Genomic DNA, 22,001 nt, shown 5'->3' with positions numbered 1-22,001 from the left:
GTCAGGGCTCCTGCGCCCAGGTGAGCGCGTACTCGGTGCGCTCCCCGTCGTCGTACAGCTTCGTCACGCGAGGCGCCTTCGCGCCGCCCGCGGTCAGCATGGCCTCGAAGAGGGCCTCCACGTAGCCGGGCCCCTTGAGGCTCGAGTTGAAGTGCAGCTCGAAGTGCGCGGGGCCTCGCTCCACCAGCGTCACCTCCGTGTAGTTGTCCGTGCCGCGCAGCACCTCCGGCATCCGCTGCACCATGCGCTGGGGCCCCAGCACGCGCATCACGCCCATCACCGCGCGGCCCAGCAGCGTGGCCCCGTAGCCCTCCACGTGCGCCCGGGCGAGCCGGGCGTAGCCCTCCGCCTTGGGCAGGCCCGGGTACACCTCTTCGACGACGATCTCCAGGCACCGCGCCCAGAGCGGCACGGGGTAGAGCGGCAACAGCGGCCGGTCCAGGTCCACGCCCGCCTGACGCAGCCGTTCCCGCAGGCGGGGGGACACCTGGCCTCTCAGGCCGTGCTGGAGCAGGCCTTCCACGACCTGCACGTAGACCTGCCGCTGTTCGGGCGGCACCGAGCGAGGCCGTCGTGTCACGGAAGGGGACTCACCCGAGCAGCCACTGCATGGCGCCCGGCAGCCGTCGCTGCCAGTCCTTCTCGTGGTGCTCGCCGCCGGGCTCCAGCACGAGCGACACCTCGTGGTCGCCGTAACCCAGGCCCTTGAGGTGATCGAAGAAGTCGCGCGTTCCCCGGCCGTAGTCCAGGGGCAGGCCGCCCGCGTGGATGTACTCCGTGGCGCCCGCGTCCAGGTAGATGCGCGTCCAGCGCTGGCTGTGCTCGCGCCACGCGTCGAACAGGCGGCCCTGGCTCCACATCACCGTGGGCGACAGCGCGCCGATGCGGCCGAACACCCGCGGGAACTTCCACCCCAGGTACAGCGAGATGAGCCCGCCCAGGGATGAACCCATCACGCCGGTCCACTCGCTGCCCTGGCGCGTGCGGTACGTCCGGTCGATGTACGGCTTGAGCTCCTCCACCAGGAAGCGCCCGTAGGCCTCGCCTCGCGCGGACACGCCGTTGCGCGGCTCGTCCCACGGCGAGTACTCCTGGAAGCGGCCGGGGCCCGAGTCCACCGCGACGATGATCCACGGCTCCATCCGCCCCGCCTGGACGCTCTCCTCCGCGACTCGGTTGGCGCACCACGTGTCGAAGACGGCGGACTCCGGATGCGCGAAGACGTTCTGCCCGTCGTGCATGTAGAGCACCGGGAAGCGGTGGTCCTGCCGGGAGTCGTAGGTGTCCGGCGTGTAGATGCGGACGGTGCGGTTGAACCCCTCCTGGGGAGAGGGGAAGTGGCGAAGGATGTGGACGTAGCCCATGCGCTGTTTCTGGGGCCGGACGGGACCGGCCTCGCGAGGATGTCACCGCAGCATAGCCGCACCGCCCCACGCCCACGTGGAGACGCGTGGACCGCCGTCCCTGGCCTGGACGGCGGGTCCGGGGAACGGATGGACCGCGCGTCGTGCCTTCTCTGTAGGGAAGGGTGGTCCCGCTCATGCAGAGGGCCCGCCGCGTGCGCTCCGTCCTCGTCTGCGTGTGGCTGTTCCTGCTGGGTCTGCCCTTCACGGCGCTCGCCGCGACCTATGAGGTAGAGCCAGAGGACACGGGAGAGCAGGCGCTGTTCTCGCTGAGGGAGGACGGCGCCATCACGGCGGAGACACTGTCCGCGCTGCTGGTGCTGCGGCGCTCGGGCGTGGATCCAGCGCATGCGTCGCGCGCCTCGCTCTATGCGTTGCCGGGACTGACGTACGCGCGCGTGGATGGGTTTACTGCTTCCGGGGGACTGACACCGGAGGAGCGGCGACGGCTGGCGCCCTTCCTGACGACCTCGACGCCGGAGCGGGTGACGGGCGATGCGCGGCTGCTGACGGCGTTCGCCGCGTCGGATCCGGTGCTTCCGCCACTGGCGCTCCAGGTGCGCGTGGCGGGGCCGGAGGGCTGGCGCGTGGGACTGCTCACGTCCCTCACGCGGCGACGGCTGGGCTCGGTGCACCGGGATGCGAACCGGCGGGCACTGGTGGCGGAGGCGCCCGGTGTGTCGGTGGTCGTGCCCAAGTTCCACGGTCAGTGGACGGGCGAGCGGGCCTCCGTGCTGGTGGGCTCGTACCGGCTGGGCTTCGGTCAGCGGCTGACGTTGGACACCACCGGACTGCCCACTCCGGACGGCTTCCTGCCTGACGACACCGTGCGAGTGCCGGGCGGCGTGGAGCGCTGGTGCTTCCTGGGAGAAGGTGCCTGCACCCCCGAGGAACGCGATGCGGACGTGACGCCGGACTTCCAGTGGGACGAAGGCTTCCGGGGCGTGGTGGGCACGGTGCGGACCTCTTCGGGGGTGTCCGTGACGGGCTTCGGCTCGTACCAGTCCCGCTCGCTGCTCTCGCATGCCCTGATGGAGCGGACGTCTTGCGAGGGCACTGCCTGCAAGGCGCCAGCGGTGTGGCTCGCGGGGACGGGCGCCCCCATGGGACGCGTGGTGTCGCGCACGCTGCCCGGCGTGTTCCACGAGTGGGCGGGAGGCGGCCACGCGGCGATGGCGTGGACCCGGCGGGCACAGGTCGGAATGACGGCGTGGGGCGCGCGGCCCGTGTGGAGCGTGGAGGGCGCGACGCTCGATTTCCGCTCCACGGCGGGCTACCCGGCGGGCGGCGCTTTCGGCGCGGTGGGCGTGGATGGCGCGTGGGGGCTGGGCCCTGTGGACCTCTTCGTGGAAGCGGCGCGCACGTTCGATGCGACGCCGGGCGGAGGTGGTGGCTACGGCGCGCTTCAGCGCACGGTGGTGGCGGACACGTCGAAGGAGCTGGAGCTGTCGCTGCGTGCCTATGGGCGCGGCTTCGCCAATCCCTACACCGGCGCGATGTCCGGCCCGGACGAACTGGAGGGCTCGCGGGCGCGGAACGAGGTGGGCGCGCGCGTGCGCTACCTGCACCGCGTGGAGGGCGCGCTGCGGCTGCGCGGTGAGGTGGATGCTTGGACGTTGCCTGCCGACGGCGCGGCGGTGGGCAGTGCTGGCACGGTGAACCTGCGGGCCTCGGCCCGGGTGGACTGGCGGGCGCACGCGCTGTTCCAACCGTCGCTGTGGGCCGAGTACCGGGACAAGGACGTCGGCGTGGCGGGGGACTGCTTCGACGGTTCGGGCGAGGACCCCTGCTCAGGGTCGCTCCTGCGCATCACGGCTCGGGTGAAGGCGGAGCTTCACGACGCCGTGTCCGTGGCCGCGCAGTACGCGCATGCCCGCGTGGATGATCCGGTGAACCGGGGCGTGCGTGAGGACGCGCACGCGGTGGTGGAAGCGCAGGTGCGGCCCTGTGACGCCGTGAGGCTGCGCGGCCGCGCAGTGTGGAAGGACGAGGACCTGTCGACGCGCAACCGGTTGGAGCAGGCCTTCCGGACCACGCTCGATGCGAGCTGGACGGCGGACGCCGTGACAACACGGGCCCGGTACGCGTGGGTCGTGGACTTGAAGGACGCGAGAGGTGCCCGGACGCCGCCGGATGCGCCCCGGCACCTGTTCGCGCTGGAAGTGGAGACGCGGTTCTGAAGGGAGCGGAGTGTGGCGGCTTGGGCAGTGCGGGGATGGGGCGTGCGGTTGGGATTGGGATGGGTGCTGGGGTGGATGGGGGCGTGCGGATTGCCCACGTGGGAAGAGGAGCCAGTGGCCTGTGAGGCATTGCTGCCGGGGGACCTGGTCATCACGGAGTACCTCAACGACCCCGCGGGCGCGGACACGGGGAAGGAGTACGTGGAACTCCACAACCCCACCGGGGAGACCGTGGACCTGCTGGGCGTCACGCTCTTCACCGCGCGCGACGAGGCGGCACAGGAGCGGGTCTACACGTTCACCACGGGCCTGCCGGTGGACGCGGGTTCCTTCATCGTGCTGGGCGACGTGCGCGAAGGAGCACTGCCCGAGCATGTGGACCAGACCTATGGGGATGCGCTCGGCGCGCTGGGGAACAGCGCGGGGCTCTTGGGCCTTCGGTGTGGAATGCGAGTGCTCGACTCGGTGGTGCTCGAAGCGCCCGCGAAGTCGGGCTCGGCCAGGACCCATGATGGCCTGACTGGCTGGTGTGATGCGCCGGGCAGTCCGGGCAGCGCGAACGCGCCGTGCCCCTCGCTGCCGGATGGCGGAGTGACATCCGGAGCGACGTGTCTGCCACCCGGCGCGGTCGCTCCCCGGGAGGTCCAGTCTCCGCGCCCCGGAGAGCTGATCATCACGGAGGTAATGGCCAACCCGCGAGGCGACGACACGGTGGGCGAGTGGCTGGAGGTCCGCGCCACCGTGCCCGTGGACCTCAATGGGCTGACGGTGGGAACGGACACGTCCGGCACACGCCTGGACTCGGAGCGCTGTCTGTCCCTCGCCGCCGGAGAGTCCGCGCTGCTCGCGCGCCGACGGGAACCGGAGGTGAACGGTGGCCTGCCGGAGCCGCTGGCCACGTTCTCCGTGGACCTGCGCAACGCGGGCGGCGTGGTCGCGGTGCGTGCGGGCAGCGTGCTCATCGACAGCGCGCTGTATGGCCCGGCCCAGGACGGCGTGGCCACCCAGGTGTCCGCGCCGCTCACCGCCGATGCGAAGAGCAACGACGTCACGGAGTCCTGGTGCGCGGCCACGGAGGCCTACGGTGACAAGGGCAATCTGGGCACGCCGGGACGGACCAACCGCGCGTGCACCGGAACGGACGCGGGCACGGCGCAGGCGGGCTGTATCGACCGGACCACGGGGCAGACCCGTGCGCTCCGAGCTCCCACCGTGGGCTCGCTGGTGCTCACCGAGTTCATGGCCGACCCCGCCGCCGTCCCGGATGCGCAGGGGGAATGGGTGGAGGTGCTCGCGCTGCGCGAGGTGGACCTCAACGGGGTGACGCTCGCCAACGAGTCGGGCCGCTCCGTCCTGGAGTCCCCAATGTGCCTGTCGATGAAGGCAGGCGGCTTCGCGGTCCTCTCGCGCGGTGACGACGCTTCACTCAATGGCGGATTGCCCTCGGTGCTCGGCACGTTCGCGTTCGGTCTGGGCAACGGCGCGGGGGCCCATGTCCTCAAGCTGTCGGCGCAGGGCACCGTCCTGGACTCGGTGGCCTTCACGAACGCCGCGAGCCCCGGCGTGTCGTCGCAGCTGGATGCGCGCGTGCGGGACGCCACCGGCAACGACGCGGCCGGGGCCTTCTGTCCCACGCCCGCCGGCGCGACCTACGGCGCGGGAGACCGGGGCACCCCGGGCCGGGAGAACCGGACGTGCGCGCGATGAGGACGCGGGGACTGGCGTGGCTGCTGCTGCTCACCGTCCTGTCCGCCTGTGGTGGCGGGGAAGGGGAGTGCGGCCCGAGCACGGGCGTGGTGACGAAGGTCATCGACGGGGACACGGTGGTGCTCCAGGACGGCGAGCGCATCCGCTATCTGCTCGCGGATACGCCGGAGACCACGAAGGGCCACGACGACTGCTTCGGCGAGGAGGCCGCGGCGTTCAACCGCTCGCTCGTGGAGGGCCGCACGGTGCGGCTGCGGGACGCGGAGGCGTGCACGGACCGCTACGGGCGGCGGCTCGCCTACGTGTCCGTGGACGGCCAGGACGTGAACGCGCTGCTCGTGCAACGGGGCTACGCGTGCACGCTCTTCATCCCGCCGGCCGGAGCCTCCCGGCGCGGCGAGTTCGAGGCCCTGGAGCTGGAGGCCCGGCGCGCCCGCCGGGGCCTGTGGGGCCGCTGCCCGGCGCCATGCCCCCGGGGACGGCGCCCGGCGGCGGCCACCCTACGGCAGCGTGTCCATCACCGCCCGGGCCAGCTCCGGCTCCAGCGGCCAGGCGGCCGGGCGGCGCGACGTGGTGAGGTCCAGCGTGCCGTCAGAGAGCCTCGCCCCGAAGGTGTCCCTCACCATCAGCCGCACCCTGCGCACCCGCTCCCGGAGCACGTCGCCCACGTCGGGCGTCGCGGCCAGCTTGGGCAGCACCTCGCCGGTGCGCTCGACGAGCCACGCCAGGGGCTGGATGTGGGCCTCCTGCTCCAGCTCCGCGGCCGTGCCGAACTCCGCCGTCACCTTCGTGCCCCAGGCGCTGGACAGCCTGTCGGCCATCGCGGGCAGGTGGCGGCGCAGGTGCATGGGCGAGGACTCGGGCATCGACTTCGCGGGCGTGTCCAGCACCGTGGCGTCATGCAGCGTGAGCGCCTCGATGACGCCGTCCGGTACGAACGTCACGTCCAGGCCCTCTCCGCGCGAACCGTAGCCGCCGGAGGTGATGAGCAGCACGCCGCGGCCCTGGCGGAACTCGCCGTACTCCCGGATGAGCCCCGTGACTTCACGCCCGCTGCGCAGGAACAGCGTCACCTGCGGCAGGTTCAGCGGCAGGCCCTCGTTGCGGCGGCGCATGAGGATGCTCATCGCCTCCAGCACCTCCCAGACGCTGCGCACGTGGCCCCGGGCCAGCGACTCCAGGGGATCCTCCGCCTGGGTCGTGCTCATGACCGGCCCCCGCCCCTCTGGACCTGTACCTGGGTCCACGTCCTCGGGGGCAACCGCCCCGTCGCCAGCGCGTGCGCGCCCTGCTCGCCGGTCCTGCGTTCCGCGAATGACATGGCCTGCTGCCTCCCGTGTGCTTGGGAGTCAGTCTCCCCCAGGACCCTGACGGGGCCCAGCGGTTCACGGAGGCCTCCCATGGCCGCCCGCCACGTCCCCGGGTTCAATCCCAGAGGTGGGCAACCCACCCCACCCCATCCCGCGGGCCCCATCCATTTCGTGACGCGGGATGTCCATCCTCCCTCCACTCCAGCCATGTCCCGGGAGCAGGGGTACGGTGACATTCACTCTTCTCACAGCAGGCGGCCTGCCTCGTCCGACCGGTGCCTCCGGAGCGCCGGCATGAACCCCGTCGCCTCCACGACGGACTCGCTCGCGGACCTGATGGAGGCGCGGCGCGAGGACATCCTCCGGCGCTGGGGCGCACGGCTGGGGCCTCATCCTCCAGGCAGGTCCTCGGTGCTCCAGGAGCGGCTGGAGGGGATGCTCAAGCTGGTGGACGCGCTGGTGCTCGTCCTCCGTCAGGGCGCCGTGGAGACGTGGTCCACGGGGGCGGTCTGGGCCCATGCCCGGGAGATCGGACTGCGGCGCTTCCATGCCGGCGCTCGCGTGGAGACGCTGGTGGAGGAGTACGGCCTGTTGCGCGAGGCCATCCTCGAAGTGCTGGATGTGTCCCACCGGCCGCTCGACACGGAGGAGCTGCGCACGCTGTGGCGCGCGTTGGACCGGAGCCTGACGGAAGCCGTGGCCCACTACGTCCACGAACATGAACAGGCGCTGCGCTCCCGCGAACGGCGGCTGCAGGAGATCCTCGACCACGCCCCGGCCGCCATCTACGCGAAGGACGCCAGCGGGCGGTACCTCTTCATCAACCGCCCCTTCGAGTCCATCTCCGGCCACGAGCGTGGGTCGGTGCTGGGGCGCTCGGACCTGGAACTGTTCCCCCGGGAGACGGCGGAGCGCTTCCGCTACAACGACCGCCGGGTGCTGGCGGCGAAGACGCCGCTCGTCTTCGACGAGGAGGTGCTCCAGCCCGACGGGACGCACCTCTACCACACGATGAAGTTCCCCCTGCCCAGCGTCGTGCAGGGCGAGCCGTGGGCCCTGTGCGGCGTGTCCACGGACATCACCACCACGCGCACGCTGCGCCAGGAGCGCGACGAGGCCCGCGAGCAGCTCCACCGCGTGCTCACGCAGCTGCCCGTCGTGCTGTGGGCCTTCGACGCGCAGGGCGTGTTCACCCTCTTCGAGGGCGAGGGCGTGACGTCCACGTCCGTGCCCTCCCGGGTGATGCACGGACGCTCCGTCTTCGACGTGTTCCGGGACCGGCGCGACGTGCTGGAGGTCATCCTGCGCGCGCTGGCCGGGGAGCGGCTGTCCACGGAGCTGTACCTCATGGGCGTCTGGTTCGAGGTCCGCCTCCTGCCGGTGTTCGACGCGGGCGGGCGCGTGGTGAGCGTGTCGGGCGTGTCGCTGGACATCACCGAGCGGCGCCGGGCGGAACAGGAGCTGCGTGCGTCGGAGACGCGCTACCGGCTGGCCACCCTGGCCTCCCGCGACATCATCTGGGACTGGGACCTGGTGACGGATGAAATCCACTGGAGCGAATCGGCGCCCCGCGTCCTCCGGCTGGACACGTCCCGGGGGCCGCCCGTCATGGACACGGCGTGGTGGACGGACAGCATGCACCCCGACGAGCGCGAGCGGGTGATGCGGGGGCTGCAGGCGGCGCTCGACAGCCACGAGGGCCGCTGGGAGGCCGAGTACCGGATTCGCCGGGGCGACGGGACGTGGGCCTTCGTCGAGGACCGGGGCCGCGTGGTGAAGGACCTCCAGGGCCGCCCGGTACGCATGGTGGGCGCCATGCAGGACGTCACCGGCCGGCACGAGGCGGAAGCCGCGGCGAAGCGCCGCGCGGAGTTCGAACAGCTGCTCATCGGCATCGTCGGCCACGACCTGCGCAACCCCATCTCCGCCATCACCATGGCCGCCACGTCACTGGCGAAGCGCGAGGACCCCGACCCTCGCGACCAGAAGGCCGTGGCCCGCATCCTCTCCAGCGCCGAGCGCGCGCACCGCATGCTGCGCGACGTGCTGGACTTCACCCAGGCCCGGCTGGGCGGCGGCATCCCCATGGATCCGCGCGAGGTGGACCTCCTGGACCTGGTGCGCCAGGTGGTGGACGAGGTGCAGCAGGCCCACCCGGACCGGCGCCTGGAGGTGTCCGGGCGGGGAGGGGCCCGGCTGTGGTGCGACCCGGACCGGCTGGCGCAGGTCATCACCAACCTGGTGAACAACGCGCTCGCCTATGGAGACGCCCTCTGCCCGGTGCGCGTGCGGCTGCGCGGCCAGCAGGAGGCGGTGACGCTCGCGGTGAAGAACCAGGGGCGCCCCATTCCCCAGCACCTGATGCCGCACCTGTTCGAACCCCTCAAGCGCGCGGAGGCCCAGGACGGCCACCGCAACTCCCACGGGCTGGGGCTGGGGCTGTTCATCGTGAAGCACATCGTGGATGCGCATGGCGGACGGCTGCGCGTGCGCTCCACCGTCCGGGATGGCACAACCTTCCTCGTGCAGCTGCCGCGCCGGCCGCCCCCCCGGGACTGAAGGGGCCGCCCTCCCGGGGGGCGCTTGCCCTCCAGGGAAGGCCCGGGTAGCAAAGGGGCTCCGGCGGCGGGCGGGCCCCGCCCTTCCGGAAGGAGAGCGGAGCAGCGCCATGAACAAGAAGTGGATCCTCGGGCTGGGACTGGGTGTCGGCGGGCTGCTCCTCGTGGGTGGAGGCCTGGTCGCGACGGGGTACTGGGCGGACCGCCAGATGGACGGCGCCGGCGTGGCCGCGCTGATGAAGTCCCAGGAGCGCGCCCAGAAGGTCGCCGAGCTCAACGCCCGCTACCCCTTCCAGCCGCCTGCCACGGGCAAGGTGCTGAAGCTGGACGAGGCGCGGCTGGAGGCCTACCTCGCGGCGCGCGAGGCGACCCTGCCTGCCTACGACGTGCTGCAGAAGGAGTCCCTGGCCTTCGTCCAGAAGCACGGCGACTCGTTCAACAGCAGAAACCGCAGCGCGCAGCTCCGGGCCGCGGGCGCCTCCCTGCGCATGCTGGGCAAGGCCCAGGCAGCCCTCCTCCTGAACCTGGAGGCGAAGGGCATGTCGCCCCAGGAGTTCGGCCGCCTCACCGCCGTGGTGTATCCGGAGCCCGTGGCCGCCGCGCCGGACGCGGGCGTGGCGATGGTGTCCCAGGCGTCCGACCCCGCGAACATCGCGCTCCTGGAGGAGCAGCTCGCCGCGATTGGCCCTCAGCTGGAGGACCCGAAGCTCAGCGAGGCGGAGCGGCTGCAGCTGGAGCAGCGCCGCGCCGGGCTGCGCAAGTACATCACCCAGCTGGAGGTGGCCTCCGGCAAGGACGTGAAGGACGCCAACGCCGCCCTGCTGAAGAAGCACGCGGCGCGCATCGCGAAGGCGGCGAACCCCATGTTCGACACGCTCCTGACGAAGCCCCTGAATCCCGGCGGCACCGCGGACCTGCCCACGCCCTGAGCGTCAGGCCTCCGCCTGGCGCATGGACCGGCGGTGCGCCAGGCTAGCGCCCACCGCCCCGCCAATCACCGCCACGATGATGGCCACGGACAGGAGCGGCGGGATGTGCACCCACGTCTCCACCACCATCTTCACGCCCGCGAACGCCAGCACCCCCGCAAGCCCGTAGTGCAGGTACTTCAGCTGCCCCACCGCCCCGGCGATGACGAGGTAGAGCGCGCGCAGCCCCAGGATGGCGAAGGCGTTGGAGCTGTAGAGGATGAACGTGTCGGTGGTGACGGAGAACGCCGCCGGCACCGAGTCCACCGCGAACAGGATGTCCGTCACCTCCAGGCCCACGAGCGCCAGCAGCAGCGGCGTGGCCAGCCTGCGGCCCTGGAGCTTCACCACGAAGTGCGGCCCCTCCACCTGGTCCGTCACCGGCAGCTTCCTGGCCAGCCACCCCACGACGCGGTTGTCCTCCTGCTTCGACGGATCCTCGCGGAAGACGCGCCACGCGGTGACGAGCAGGATGGCGCCGAAGACGTACGACACCCAGCCCCAGCGCTGCAGCGCCGCCGCCCCCACGAAGATGAACAGGGCCCGGAACACCAGCGCGCCGAAGATGCCCAGGAAGAGCACCTCGTGCTGGTAGCGCTGGGGCACGTTCAGGCTGCGGAAGATGACGAGGAAGACGAAGACGTTGTCCAGGCTCAGGCTCTTTTCGATGAGCCACGCCGCCAGATATTCGTGGCCGCGCTCACTGCCCAGCGTCACCCACACGAAGCCGCAGAAGCCCAGGCCCAGGCCCACCCACGCCAGGCTCCACAGCACCGCCGCGCGGCGCGACTGCCCCCGCCCTCCCCGGTGCGCCAGCAGGTCCACCGCCAGCAGCGCCAGGAGCAGCGCCCAGAAGACGACCCAGGCCCAGGAAGGGGTGCTTTGCATGACCCCACCAACCTAGGCATCCCCCCGGCTTCCGCCCGAGCGAAGGGTTCGCGCGGAGTCAAATCCTACCCATATCCGTCGTCATGACACCCCTTGTCAGGGGGACGTGATGGGGGAGGGGCGAGCGTTGTCCTCATCCCCGCTCAGGATGTGATACTTCCCAGGAAGCCCAGGAACATCATGATTATCAACACTCCAAAGGCGGTGCGATGAACACGGTCATCTTCGCTTGTACGCACAACGCGGGTCGCTCGCAGATCGCGGCGGCCTTCTTCAACCTGCTGGCGGACCCGGCGAAGGCGCGCGCGATTTCCGCGGGAACGCAGCCGGCCGAGCGTCTGCATCCCGAGGTGCTCGCCACCATGAAGGAGATGGGCGTGGATCTGGGTGATGCGAAGCCGCAGCGCCTGACTCCGGAGCTGGCGAGCAGCGCGCAGATCCTGGTGACGCTGGGCGGGCTGCCGGACGCGCCGTCGGTGGCGGACCAGAAGCGCGAGGACTGGCCCATGGAGGACACGGTGGGCAAGTCCGCGGCGGACGTGGAGAAGATCCGCGACACGACGGCCGCCATGGTGTCGGACTTCGTGACCCGCCACGGCTGGGAGCGCCCGCAGTAGTCGGGTGCGGCAGGCAGGGCCCTTCTGACGCGTGACCGTGGGTGTCCGGGCCCGAAAGGCGGACGGACGGACTCGCGAAGAGGGAGGCGAAGGCCGCGACGTCCAGCGTCGCGGCGGGGGGGCTTCCCGGGCCGTGGTGCCAGCGGGGGCCGGGTGGCTTGAAAAGGGGTAGGGGCTTGCCGCACGCTGTGTCTCTTCGCGGACACGCGGTTCGCGCACCTCACTCCCAGGCTCGCAGGCTCCACCATGCTCTCCGTCCTTCTCGCCGGGCTGCTCACGCAGACGGCGCCGGTCTCCGCCCGCCAGCAGGGGGTGCCCATTGGCCGGGGCGACACGGTTCCCAAGGTGGTGTTGAGCGCGCCGTCCGGCGGGTGGACGGTGGACCGGATGCTGAAAATCGAGGGCACGGTGAGCGACCCCTCGGTGGATCCGGTGGTCGTGTCCATCAACGGCGACCGCTACCTGATGCGCACGCAAGGGGGGCGCTTCAGCCGCAAGTTCCCCGCGGCCAGCGGCAAGAACGTGGTGACGGTGATGGCCACCAACAAGGGTGGCACGGCGCGCGCGCAGGCGACGAGCTACGCGCAGGTGCCGCCGGTGCCGCTCAAGGCCATCCTCACGAGCGACACGGACGGCGTCTACACGGACCTGCACATCTACGAGCCCACGGACGCGAGCAGCGCGGGCGACACGCTGGACGTGACGTCGATGGCGCACGTGTACTGGGCGGACACGGAGAGCCCGTCCGGCGGCACGTTCTTCCTCAACGAGCAGGGCGGCGACTTCGACCAGCCGGCATACGGCCCGTACCTCTACGTCCACCGCGCGCCGCCGAAGGGCGTGTACCTGGTGGCGACGAACTACTGGCCCAGCGGTGACAAGGCGCACACGGTGGCCACGCTCAACCTGGCGCTCTTCGAGGGCACGCCGGGCGAGGTGCGCCGCCGCGTGCGCATCCCGCTGGCGACGCCGGGCACGACGCGCGTGCTCGCGTGGGTGAACATCCTGGGAGACGGGCAGGCGGAGGTGTACGTGCCGTCCGCGGATCCGAAGCCCAAGGGGAACGGCTGGCCCACGAACCTGGAGGAGGCGGTCAAGGAGCTCCAGAAGAGTGGTGACGGCGGTGGCGGGGGAGACGAGGGCTACTGAAGCGACCGGCGCTCCCGGCTCGGCCCCGCCATGCGCGTCCTGATGCTCACGGTGTTGTTGCACGCCGCTCCCGCTCCGTCCGGGACGGCCCCTGTGCGTGAAGGCGCGGTCATCGCGTCGGAGCCCGTGGCTCCGGAGACTCGCGCGCGGCTGCTTCGCCGGGAGGTCGCGCAGGTGGCGCTCGCGCAGGTGAAGGCTCCGGACGCCGCGTGGCAGCCGGCGCAGCGCGACTGCGCGGGCCTCATCCGCTACGCGTACCGCACGGCGTACCGGCGCGTGGCTTCTGAACGCCTCTCCTCGCCGCTGTGGCGGGACGCGCGCGGCGGACCTTCCGACTTCGCGGACGCGGAGACGCTGATCAGCCGCAGCTTCGTTCCGCTGGGCCGTGGCGTGGACGCGCGCGAGCAGCTTCGCACCGGGGACGTGGTGGCCTTCCGCCAGGAGCACGACGCGGGCCCCGTCTTCCACCTGATGCTCGTGGTGCGCCCGGAGGACCGGGCCCATGCACCCGCGCGCGTCGTCTACCACCCAGGTGAGGCTGGAGCGCGCGTGCGCACCGGCATCCTGGACTCACTCGCCACCGAGGCGCCGCTGGAGTGGCGCCCCGTGCCGGCCAACGCCGCCTTCCTCGGCTTCTTCCGCTTCAAGGAGTGGATGTCATGACGTCTCCCGTGAGCCCGCCGCCCCCCGCTGGAGGCGGAGGCAAGGGCCCCTCATCCGCCGTGCGCATCGCGCTCATCGGCGCCGTCGTCGTGGGCGTGGGCGTGGGAGCCTTCGTCATCGGCCGCAAGAGCAGCGGCGGTGGCGGCGGCCCCGCGTTCTCCTCCGGAGAATCCAAGGGCCCGCCGACCGCGGGCGCCACCGTGGAGGGCATGCCGGAGGTGTCCTCCGAGCCCACGAAGATGGAGGTGCCCGGCGCCGCGGCGCTGCCCGCCATCTGGGTGGACGTGCACTCGCCCGCGAAGGTGCGCGACGCGCTGGCGCGCAACGCGTGGCTGAAGGCGCAGTGGGACAAGCCGCTGGGCCAGGGCTTCACGAGCGGCTGGGCCGCGTTCCTGGGCTCCACCGGCGCCGACCTCAAGGCGTCCTTCAAGGGCGCGGTGCTGGACGTCGTCGCCGGGCAGCTGCTCGACACGCCGTTCCGCACGGTGTGGTTCACCGGCGACGCGCGCGTGGGCACGCCCGCGCTCATCGTCCCGAAGGCGAACAAGACCGCGCAGGCGGCGTGGGACTCGCTGGACGCCGTGGCGAAGCGTGGGGAGATGGTCGCGGACAGCTGCCCCGCCAGCACGGGGAAGGTGCCTGACGGCGGCTTCCACCTGTCGCGCTGGCTCGTCGCGGAGCAGACGGTGTGGGCCGCGCGCTCGGCGGACCGGCTGGTGCTGTCGCGGCACCCGGTGGTGGTGCTCCAGGCGCTGTGCACGCCGTTGCCGGAGCTGGACGCGGACAGAGGCGTGGACGTGGAGGTGGGCTTCGACCCGAACGCCTACGGCCGAGAAGCGCAGCTCTTCACCCACGTGTTGGGCCTGGGCGAGGACACGCGGCTGCAGCTGCGCGTGGACGGCGACCGGTTGGTGGCGAAGGGCATCGCCGGGAAGCTCCGCCCGGACGGGATGGCCTTCGACGGCAAGCCCCTCTCCGACGACCTGCTCAAGCTGGTGCCGGAGGACACTCCGGTGCTGTTCGCGTTCCAGCTCACGCTGCCGGAGTCGCTGGAGCCCGCCCAGCTCAATGCCTTCTGGAAGCACGAGGGCCGGCCCCGGATACGCACGCGCCAGGTGGCCCTGGTGTGGACGCCGCGCGGCACGTCGCTGGAGCCGGAGCTGGCGCTCCTGTGGGGTGATGAGAAGGACGCGGACGGCCTCGCCGCGCTGTTCTCCGGCGGCGCGCGGACGCTGGTGCGCACCACGCTGTGCAAGCACGTGGTGCTGGCCACGAGCCAGCAGGAGGTGGAGCGGCTCCAGAAGGCGTGTGAAGGCCGCGCGCCCAACATGCTCAACGCCGCGGGCCCAGTGGTGGCGGGGCTGCGCGCGCCCTCCACGGTGGTGCTGGGCGTCAACATGGGGCGGCTGCTCAGCGGCCTTGCGACGGACGGCTACACGTCCGAGGCGCGCGTGGACCGCTCGTCGCCCATGCCCAAGGCGCTGCCCCCTGAAATCGAAGCGGCCCGCCGCGACCTGGAGGCCCTGCCGTACCTGGGCTTCCGCGGCAACGTGCAGGGCTACGTCATGCTGTCGGAAGGGTTCGGGACATGAAGACCTCCGTGCGTTTCGCGGCGCTGGCCGCGCTCCTGCTGTCCGGCGTGGCGCTGGCCAAGCCGCTCTACATCACCGTCCCGCGTTCCTACGGCAGCGGCGAGCCGGTGGCCGTGGACGTCGCCTTCGAGGACAAGGGCCCCGTCGAGCTGCGCGTGCTCCAGCCCGCGAACCTGGACGCGTTCATCCGCGCGCAGGGCGACCTGCGGCGCGCGTATGAGACGCCGCCCACGCTGCTCAACCCGGGCCGCGGCCTGAGCCGTGGCCTCAACGCGGTGCGCTCGCCGGGCATCGTGCTGATGGAGGCGCTGTCGCCCGACTTCCGCCAGGAGGTGGGCACGTCGCTGCCGCCGCCGCCGGGAGAGTCCTCGTCCGGCGAGCCGCTGGCGAAGGTGGCGGAAGGGCCGGAGAAGCTGGTGGGCACGCCGCCGGGCTTCTCCGTGGTGCGCAGCCAGTGGCTCAACCTGGACCTGGGCGGCGCCAACCGGGACTTCAACGTGCCGGGCTTCGACACGGGTGACAGCGGCAGCGGCTTCCAGGAGCGCCGCGTGCTGCTCGCGCCGCTGCCCGCGGGCACCTACGTGCTCCAGTTGGTGCAGGGCCGGGTGGAGGGGCAGGTGGTGCTCGTCGTCAGCGACGTCACCGTGCAGCTCAAGCAGACCGACGGCCAGGTGCTGGTGCGCGTGGCGGGACGGGATCAGCAGCCGCGCTCGGGGGCGCAGGTGCAGGTGTACCTGCCCACGGGCAAGGGCCCCGCGGGCACCACGGACGACAAGGGCGAGGTGACGCTGGCGGTGACGGAGCCGCGCATCATCGCGACGGTGACGGCCGGGAAGGACACGGCCATCGTGGACACGGACTTCTACTCCACGCTGGCGGTGGCGCCGGACGTGTTCATCTACAGCGACCGGCCCATCTACAAGCCGGGCAACGAGGTGAAGTTCCGCGGCCTCGTGCGCCAGCCGGACACTTTCCTCGCGCGGCTCTTCACTCCGAAGAAGCGCGACGTGCGCGTGAAGCTGGTGTCGCAGGAGGGCCGCGCCATCACCACGCGCGCGGCGGTGGATGAGTTCGGCGCGTTCAACGGCACGCTGAAGGTGCCGGACGACCTGGGCACGGGCGTGCTGCGCATCGAGGCGGACCTGGACGAGCACCCCCACCAGGGCGAGGCGCGCGTGCAGGACTACGTGAAGCCCACGTTCTACCTGGAGGTGCAGCCCGCGTCGGAGACGGTGGTGCCCGGCCAGACGGTGAGCGTGACGGTGCGCGCGCGCCGCTACGCGGGCGGCGTGCCCAAGGGCGCGAAGTACGAGGTGTTCCTCTACCGCAGCCTGCTGGACGCGCCCGCGTGGGTGGACGACTCAGGCCGCGGCGGCCAGGGCAGCGCGGTGACGTACGGCACCGCCTCCAGCAGCGAGGGCAAGCTGAGCGTGCCGGAGCGGCTGTACTCGTCCGTCGCGGAGCGCCAGGCCACGGACGACCCGTGGTCCTCCGCGAGCGAGTTCGACGCGGACGGCGAGGCCCAGGTGGAGGTCGCCGTGCCCCCGCTCGGCGCGGGCGAGGACCGGCTGCCGTACCGCTACAGCCTCACCGTGCGCGCACGGGATGATCAGGAGACGTTCGCCACCGGCACCGCCGCCTTCTTCCTGTCGAAGGTGGAGGTGCTGGGCGTGGCGCGGTTCTCGGACGCGGTGGTGCAGAAGGGCTCGGACGCGCAGCTGTCCGTGCGCGCCACCACGCTGTCCGGCAAGGGCTACGGCGTCACCACGGGCGAGGTGGACTTCGTGCTGGTCCGCGCGGACGGCAGCGAGAAGGAGCTGGGCACGCAGACCTTCACCACGCAGCAGGACGGCACGTCGCGCCAGAAGGTGCCCACCACCGACGTGGGCCGGGTCGTCGCGCGCGTGACGGTGAAGGACAAGAAGGGCGAGGAGTGGACGGGCGAGGAGTCGCTGCTCGTCATCGGCGGCGCGGACGAGCCCGTGGCGCAGGTGCCCAACCTCACGCTCGCGTCGCTGTCCGGCACGCTGGAGCCGGGCGACAGCGCGAAGCTGGTGGCGCTCATGCCGGACGGCTGGGGCCAGGACGGCAAGGACACGGGGCCCGTGTGGGTGACGCTGACGGGCGCGAGCCTGTACGGCACCACGGTGGTGCAGTTGAAGGGCCGGACGCTGGTGCACTCGTTCCCGGTGGAGAAGCGCTTCGGCAGCGCGGTGTACGCGTCCGTGGCGTACCCCACGGCGACGGGCCGCTGGGAGGAGCGCACGGTGGCGTTCCGTGTGGTTCCGAAGGAGCGCACGCTCACGGTGGCGTTGCAGCCTCGCCGCGCGGAGGCGCTGCCGCTCACGGAGCAGGCCATCGACGTGCGCGTCACCGACAGCGACGGAAACGGCGTGTCCGCTCAGCTGTCCGTGGGCGTGGTGGACAAGGCCGTCTACGCCATCCAGTCGGAGTTCCGCCCCGGCGTGCTGGACTTCTTCTATCCGCCGGCGCGCGACAACGTGACGAACTTCTACTCGGCGGAGTTCCAGGGCTACGGCTACGGCGAGCAGCTGGCGCGAAAGATGGCGGGGCTGCCCGACCACGCGTTCGCGTCCATCAAGCCGCCCAGCCGCAACGCGAAGGATTTGGAGAAGGACACGGCGCACTGGGACCCGGCGGTGGTGACGGACCGGGACGGGCGCGCGACGGTGCGCTTCAAGCTGCCCTCCAACCAGACGCTGTGGGTGGTGACGGCGGTGGCGGCGGACACGTCCGGCCGCTTCGGTGAGGGCACGGCGGAGTTCGCCACGCGCGGCGGGCTGAACGTCTACGCGGCGCTGCCGCAGTTCCTGCGCGAGGGCGACGAGGCGCTCGCGTCCGTGCGGCTGGCCGCGGGTTCGAAGTCCAAGGGCAGCCAGGTGCTGGACGTGCGGTTGCAGCCGGGCGGCGCGCTCCAGGCGGAGGTGCTCCAGCGCAAGGTGGAGCTGGGCGAGGGCGGCGAGCAGGTGGTGCCGGTGACGCTGCACGCGGCGAAGACGGGCCCGGCGGAGCTCGCCGTGGACGTGGTGGGCGGCAAGGATCCGCTGCGCGACCTGAAGCGCTTCGACGTGGCACCGGCCGCCGTGGAGGACGCGGTGCAGGTGAGCGCGTGGGGCGGCGGCGCGCTGGCGCTGGAGGCACCGGAGGCGTCCGCGTTGACGCGCGTGGAGCTGGTGCTCCAGCCGTCCACGGTGGACGCGGCGCTCTCCAACGTGCGCGAGCTGCTCACGTATCCGTACGGGTGCCTGGAGCAGCTCGTCTCCACGACGGTGCCCAACGTGGCGGTGTACCAGGTGCTCCAGAAGGCGGGCGCGCTGGACAAGCTGGACCCGGACTCGCAGGCGCTGCTGGCGGAGGCGCGCAGCCGCTCCGTGCAGGGCACGGCCCGCATCCTGGGGCTCGCGGTGAAGGGCGGTGGCTTCACCTGGTTCGGCGGCTACAGCGAGCCCAGCCTGCCGCTCACGCTCATCGCGCTGGACGGTCTGGCGTACGCGTCCGAGGCGGGGCTGGTGGACCGCGACGACGCGCGCATCCAGGAGAGCGCGAAGTGGCTGGAGGCGCAGGAGGGCCTGCCGCCGGAGTACGACGCGACACGCGCCTACGTGCTGGCGCGCCTGCAGGGCCCGCGTCAGGCGGCGCGAGTGCGTGCGCTGGTGGAGGCCGCGAAGCCGGGGGATTTGTATCCGCTGGCGCTCGCGGTGCTGGCCGCGGAGAAGGCGGGCGTGATGAAGGAGCCCGGCCTCCAGGGGCGCATCCAGGAGCTGGTGAAGCAGAGCGGCGAGGGCTTCGCGAAGCTCGCGGCGCTCCGGGGTGAAGCGGAGACGTCCGAGGCGTTCTACCGCTTCCCGCTGCGGCGCGTGGGCCTCACCGCCATCACCGCGCACGCGGCGTCGTTCGGGTCGCTGGATGTCACGCGCGCGCGCAAGCGCATCCTGGAGATGCTGAGCGAGCCGGGCCTGTCCACCTTCGACCGGAGCACGGCGCTGCTGCACTCGCTCTGGCTGGTGGAGCGCGACGCGAAGGCGTTCAAGGGCATGGCGCCGCCGGAGGTGAAGGGCGCTTCGGCGCCGGTGAAGTTCTCGGTGCGCGGCATGGGCCTCGTGGCCACGCTGCCGGCGGGGACTCGCACGGTGGACGTGGGTGGCTTCGACGGCGTGGCCACGCTGCGCGCCGCCGCGATGACGCCGCTCAAGAGCGTGCAGCCGCGCGTGAACGGGATGTCCGTGGAGCGCGCGTACTACGTGCTGCGCGAGGGCGGGAAGGTGAAGCTGGACGCGGGCGCTTCCGTGACGCAGGGCGAGGAGGTCTACGTGGAGCTGACGCTGGACGCGCGCGGGGAGAACCGGGCGCGCTCGGCGTACTACGTGGTGGAGGACGCGGTGCCGGCGGGCTTCGTTCCGCTCCAGGAGGACAAGGTCTTCCGCGGGCCGCCGCACTCGCTGCCGCTGGCTCCGGAGGCGCTCAAGCGCCGGCAGCTGGACCCCTCGCACGCGACGTTCTTCTTCGAGGAGCCGGCGTGGTGGAGCGACAGCCCGCGCACGGTGGGCTACGTGATGCGCGCGCAGTTCGCGGGCACGTTCGCGGCGCCGCCCGCGACCATCGAGGACATGTACTCGGCGCGCATCCGGGGCCGCACGGCTTCGGACGTGTTGAAGGTGGTGCCCTCGAAGACGTCCGTGAGTGACCTGTAGCCCATGGGGTGGGCCGTCGCCGTCGCCGTGCTGTTGTCGGCTTCGCCCACCTTCGTCACGCGGGGCGATGTGACGCCCGAGGCGGACCTGCGCCGTGAGGCCCAGGCCGCCTGGACGTCCCTGGAGGCGCAATACGCGGCGCAGGCGGGAGGCCTTCCGACGAGGGCCCCCGCCACCGTGACACTCCAGAAGGGCACGTCGCTGTCTCCCGAGCGCAACGCGCAGGGGCGGCCCGGCGTGGTGGAGCTGCGGCAGAACACGCCCGGCGTGCTGGACGCGAGGACGCGCACGGCGCTGCGGCACGAACTGGCGCACCAGTTGCTGTGGTGGGCCTGTCCCGCGTCCAGCGAGGACCGGCTCTTCCACGAAGCCTTCGCGCTGACGGTGAGTGGCGAGCTGCCCGCGTGGCGCGACGGTCCCTATCAATCGCTGTCGCGCGCGGCGAAGGAAGTGGCGAGCGCGCCAGCGGTGGACACGCCGCGAGCGAGGAGGGGACTGGCCCGCATCCTGGGAGAGCACACGGGGTTTCCCGCCGCGCTGACGCGCCGGCTGCGCCAGTGCCATGACGGAGCGCGGTGGGCAGCGCCCCTGACGGTGGAAGAGCTGGCGGACGTGGCGGTGCTCGCGCCCGAGGCGGCCACGGTGGTGGTGAGCCGGCATTCGGGAGAGGTGCTGTTCTCGGAGGGAGACGTGCGCCGCGCGGTGCCCTACGGCTCCACGCTCAAGCCGTTCCTGTACGCGGCGGGAACGGCTCTTGCCTCGAACGCAGATGCGCCGCCACTGCTCACGCCGCGCCGGGGCGTGCAGGAGTGGGCTTGCGGCGCGGGCTTGCCTCCCAAGGTGGATGCACGGCTCGCGCTCCTGCGCTCATGCAACGGCTGGTTCCTGGACTGGGAGGCCACGGGCCTCGCGCCGAAGGCCTTCGGTGTCTGGGGGCCCGTGCTGTCCGCCGTCGGGCTCACCGGCCTGCCCTCGGACATGACGGAGGCCATCGGGCTCCGCTCCGCGCATGGCCTGTCCCCGTGGGGCATGGCACAGGCGTACCGGCTGCTCGCGGAGGCGCGGCCGGACGTGCTCGCGCTCCTCACCGGCAACGTGGACGAAGGCACGCTCAGCGGCCTCTCCACGTCCAAGGCCCTCAAGGGCGTCGCCACCAAGACGGGCACCGTGCGCGACGCCGCGAGCCGCCCCCAGTTCGGATGGATCGCCGCCGTGGACGCGGACCTCGTCGCCGTCATCGTGCGGCCCGGCAAGATGCCCCGGCACTTCGTGGATGAGCTCCCCGCGCTCCTCACCCGCGTGCGCCGTCAGGCGGGACTGGACGCCGCGCGAGTGCAGGTGCTCGGCCTGCTGCCCTCCGCGACCGTGGAGGCCCGCTGCTCGGGCGCCGGCTTCTCGCTCGATGACGGCACTCCGCGCGCCGCGCCACCGGACTTCTCACGCCTGGACGCGCTCACCGCGAAGGGCCCCGCCGTCTGCCTGGGCAGCCCGTGGCGCGTGCGCTTCCCGGACGGCCCCGACGGTGGCCGCGACTACGCGGGCGTCTTCACCTGGTCCACGCCTCCGCCGTACCGCCCACCACCCGGCGTGCCCACCACGCCCAGCGCCCTCAAGGCCCGGCGCGGCTCCGACTTCGTCTTCCGCACCACGCGCGTGCAGTACGCCGCCGGCGTCGTCGCCGCCGAGGACGTCACGCTCAAAGGCGAAGCCCGCGTCGCACTGGCCCGCGTCGCCGCGCACAACGAGCGCCACGCCGACACCCGCCACTCCGGCCGCGCCCTCTGCGACACCACCCACTGCCAGGCCTTCCGGGGCACCGTGCGCATCCGCCCGGAAGAGACCCGCGCCCTCCAGCTTCCACCCCTGAAGTGGGACGCCTGGCTCACCTTCTCGCAGGGCGGCGACACCCCGTGGCGCGAAGCCCGCACCCGCTCCGAGGTGGAGGCCCTGCTGGGCACGAACCTCGTCTCCCTGCGCTTCGAGTCCGGCCGCGTGCGCTACCTGCGCACCGAAGGCACCCCCGCCGCTCCCTACGAGGACGCACGCTCCCTCCCGTGCGACACGCTGCGCGCCGGCCTGAAGCTCCCTTCCTGCCCCCAGCGCGCCTCCTTCGACGGACCCCAGGTCCTCTTCGAAGGCCAGGGCCGTGGCCACGGTGAAGGCCTGGACGTCGAAGCCGCCAAGGCCAGTCCCGGCCTCTCCAGCGATGCCCTCCTGGAGCGCGCTTACCGCGCCCGGCCTCCCACCCCCTGAG

Annotated in this window: 14 protein-coding genes and 1 pseudogene; 11 read left to right on the top strand and 4 right to left on the bottom strand. The window is 72.1% G+C overall.

Features of this window, described 5'->3' with window-relative positions; genetic code table 11:
• Position 1: 1 nt before the first annotated feature.
• Together D7Y21_RS19565 and D7Y21_RS19560 are read right to left on the bottom strand one after the other, a co-directional pair.
• The gene (locus D7Y21_RS19565; RefSeq protein ID WP_233591475.1) at positions 2 to 580 is read right to left on the bottom strand and encodes a DUF2378 family protein; all 579 of its coding nucleotides are present in this window, start codon (positions 578 to 580) and stop codon (positions 2 to 4) included.
• Between the two features lie 10 nt (positions 581 to 590).
• Positions 591 to 1,364, bottom strand: coding sequence for an alpha/beta hydrolase (locus D7Y21_RS19560; RefSeq protein WP_121714971.1), 774 nt, complete (start codon positions 1,362 to 1,364; stop codon positions 591 to 593).
• Positions 1,365 to 1,540: 176 nt separating this feature from the next.
• On the opposite strand from D7Y21_RS19560, the gene D7Y21_RS19555 reads away from it, so the two are divergent.
• From D7Y21_RS19555 to D7Y21_RS19545, 3 genes and pseudogenes are all read left to right on the top strand, one after another.
• The gene (locus tag D7Y21_RS19555; protein WP_233612196.1) at positions 1,541 to 3,583 is read left to right on the top strand and encodes a hypothetical protein; all 2,043 of its coding nucleotides are present in this window, start codon (positions 1,541 to 1,543) and stop codon (positions 3,581 to 3,583) included.
• Between the two features lie 114 nt (positions 3,584 to 3,697).
• The gene (locus D7Y21_RS19550) at positions 3,698 to 5,290 is read left to right on the top strand and encodes a lamin tail domain-containing protein (protein ID WP_370038890.1); all 1,593 of its coding nucleotides are present in this window, start codon (positions 3,698 to 3,700) and stop codon (positions 5,288 to 5,290) included.
• Positions 5,287 to 5,727: pseudogene (locus tag D7Y21_RS19545) on the top strand (thermonuclease family protein); the annotation flags it as partial. The gene D7Y21_RS19550 and the pseudogene D7Y21_RS19545, both read left to right, overlap by 4 nt.
• A 63-nt stretch (positions 5,728 to 5,790) precedes the next feature.
• Here the strand turns inward: D7Y21_RS19545 and D7Y21_RS42245 are convergent.
• Complete coding sequence (locus D7Y21_RS42245) at positions 5,791 to 6,498, bottom strand: hypothetical protein (RefSeq protein WP_199735454.1); 708 nt, start codon at positions 6,496 to 6,498, stop codon at positions 5,791 to 5,793.
• A gap of 396 nt (positions 6,499 to 6,894) precedes the next feature.
• On the opposite strand from D7Y21_RS42245, the gene D7Y21_RS19540 reads away from it, so the two are divergent.
• Both D7Y21_RS19540 and D7Y21_RS19535 read left to right on the top strand, forming a co-directional pair.
• Positions 6,895 to 9,159 (top strand): PAS domain-containing sensor histidine kinase, encoded by a 2,265-nt coding sequence (locus tag D7Y21_RS19540; RefSeq protein ID WP_121714991.1) that lies wholly within the window; start codon positions 6,895 to 6,897, stop codon positions 9,157 to 9,159.
• A gap of 109 nt (positions 9,160 to 9,268) precedes the next feature.
• On the top strand, positions 9,269 to 10,087 hold the full coding sequence (locus D7Y21_RS19535) for a hypothetical protein (RefSeq protein WP_121714965.1): 819 nt from the start codon (positions 9,269 to 9,271) through the stop codon (positions 10,085 to 10,087).
• Positions 10,088 to 10,090: 3 nt separating this feature from the next.
• Here the strand turns inward: D7Y21_RS19535 and D7Y21_RS19530 are convergent, their stop codons facing one another.
• Positions 10,091 to 11,014: a TerC/Alx family metal homeostasis membrane protein gene (locus tag D7Y21_RS19530; RefSeq protein ID WP_121714963.1), complete on the bottom strand. Its 924-nt coding sequence runs from the start codon at positions 11,012 to 11,014 to the stop codon at positions 10,091 to 10,093.
• A gap of 209 nt (positions 11,015 to 11,223) precedes the next feature.
• On the opposite strand from D7Y21_RS19530, the gene D7Y21_RS19525 reads away from it, so the two are divergent.
• The 6 genes from D7Y21_RS19525 to D7Y21_RS19500 all read left to right on the top strand — a co-directional run bounded on the left by D7Y21_RS19525 (position 11,224) and on the right by D7Y21_RS19500 (position 22,000).
• Complete coding sequence (locus D7Y21_RS19525; protein ID WP_120562482.1) at positions 11,224 to 11,631, top strand: low molecular weight phosphatase family protein; 408 nt, start codon at positions 11,224 to 11,226, stop codon at positions 11,629 to 11,631.
• 246 nt (positions 11,632 to 11,877) lie between these two features.
• Positions 11,878 to 12,780 (top strand): DUF2135 domain-containing protein, encoded by a 903-nt coding sequence (locus tag D7Y21_RS19520; protein WP_120562481.1) that lies wholly within the window; start codon positions 11,878 to 11,880, stop codon positions 12,778 to 12,780.
• Positions 12,781 to 12,810: 30 nt separating this feature from the next.
• Positions 12,811 to 13,443 carry a DUF1175 family protein gene (locus D7Y21_RS19515; protein WP_121714961.1) on the top strand — a complete coding sequence of 211 codons (633 nt, stop codon included), beginning with the start codon at positions 12,811 to 12,813 and terminating at the stop codon, positions 13,441 to 13,443.
• Positions 13,440 to 15,035, top strand: coding sequence for a hypothetical protein (locus D7Y21_RS19510; protein ID WP_199735450.1), 1,596 nt, complete (start codon positions 13,440 to 13,442; stop codon positions 15,033 to 15,035). The genes D7Y21_RS19515 and D7Y21_RS19510 overlap by 4 nt, the downstream gene beginning before the upstream one ends.
• Positions 15,032 to 19,747 carry an MG2 domain-containing protein gene (locus tag D7Y21_RS19505; protein ID WP_121714957.1) on the top strand — a complete coding sequence of 1,572 codons (4,716 nt, stop codon included), beginning with the start codon at positions 15,032 to 15,034 and terminating at the stop codon, positions 19,745 to 19,747. The genes D7Y21_RS19510 and D7Y21_RS19505 overlap by 4 nt, the downstream gene beginning before the upstream one ends.
• Before the next feature lie 3 nt (positions 19,748 to 19,750).
• Positions 19,751 to 22,000 (top strand): hypothetical protein, encoded by a 2,250-nt coding sequence (locus D7Y21_RS19500; RefSeq protein ID WP_121714955.1) that lies wholly within the window; start codon positions 19,751 to 19,753, stop codon positions 21,998 to 22,000.
• The last annotated feature ends 1 nt before the right edge of the window (position 22,001 follow it).

The organism is Corallococcus sp. AB045 (assembly GCF_003668895.1).
Classification (GTDB): domain Bacteria; phylum Myxococcota; class Myxococcia; order Myxococcales; family Myxococcaceae; genus Corallococcus; species Corallococcus coralloides.
Note: the sequence above shows the minus strand (reverse complement) of the source record. Positions and strands in the feature narration are given on the sequence as shown.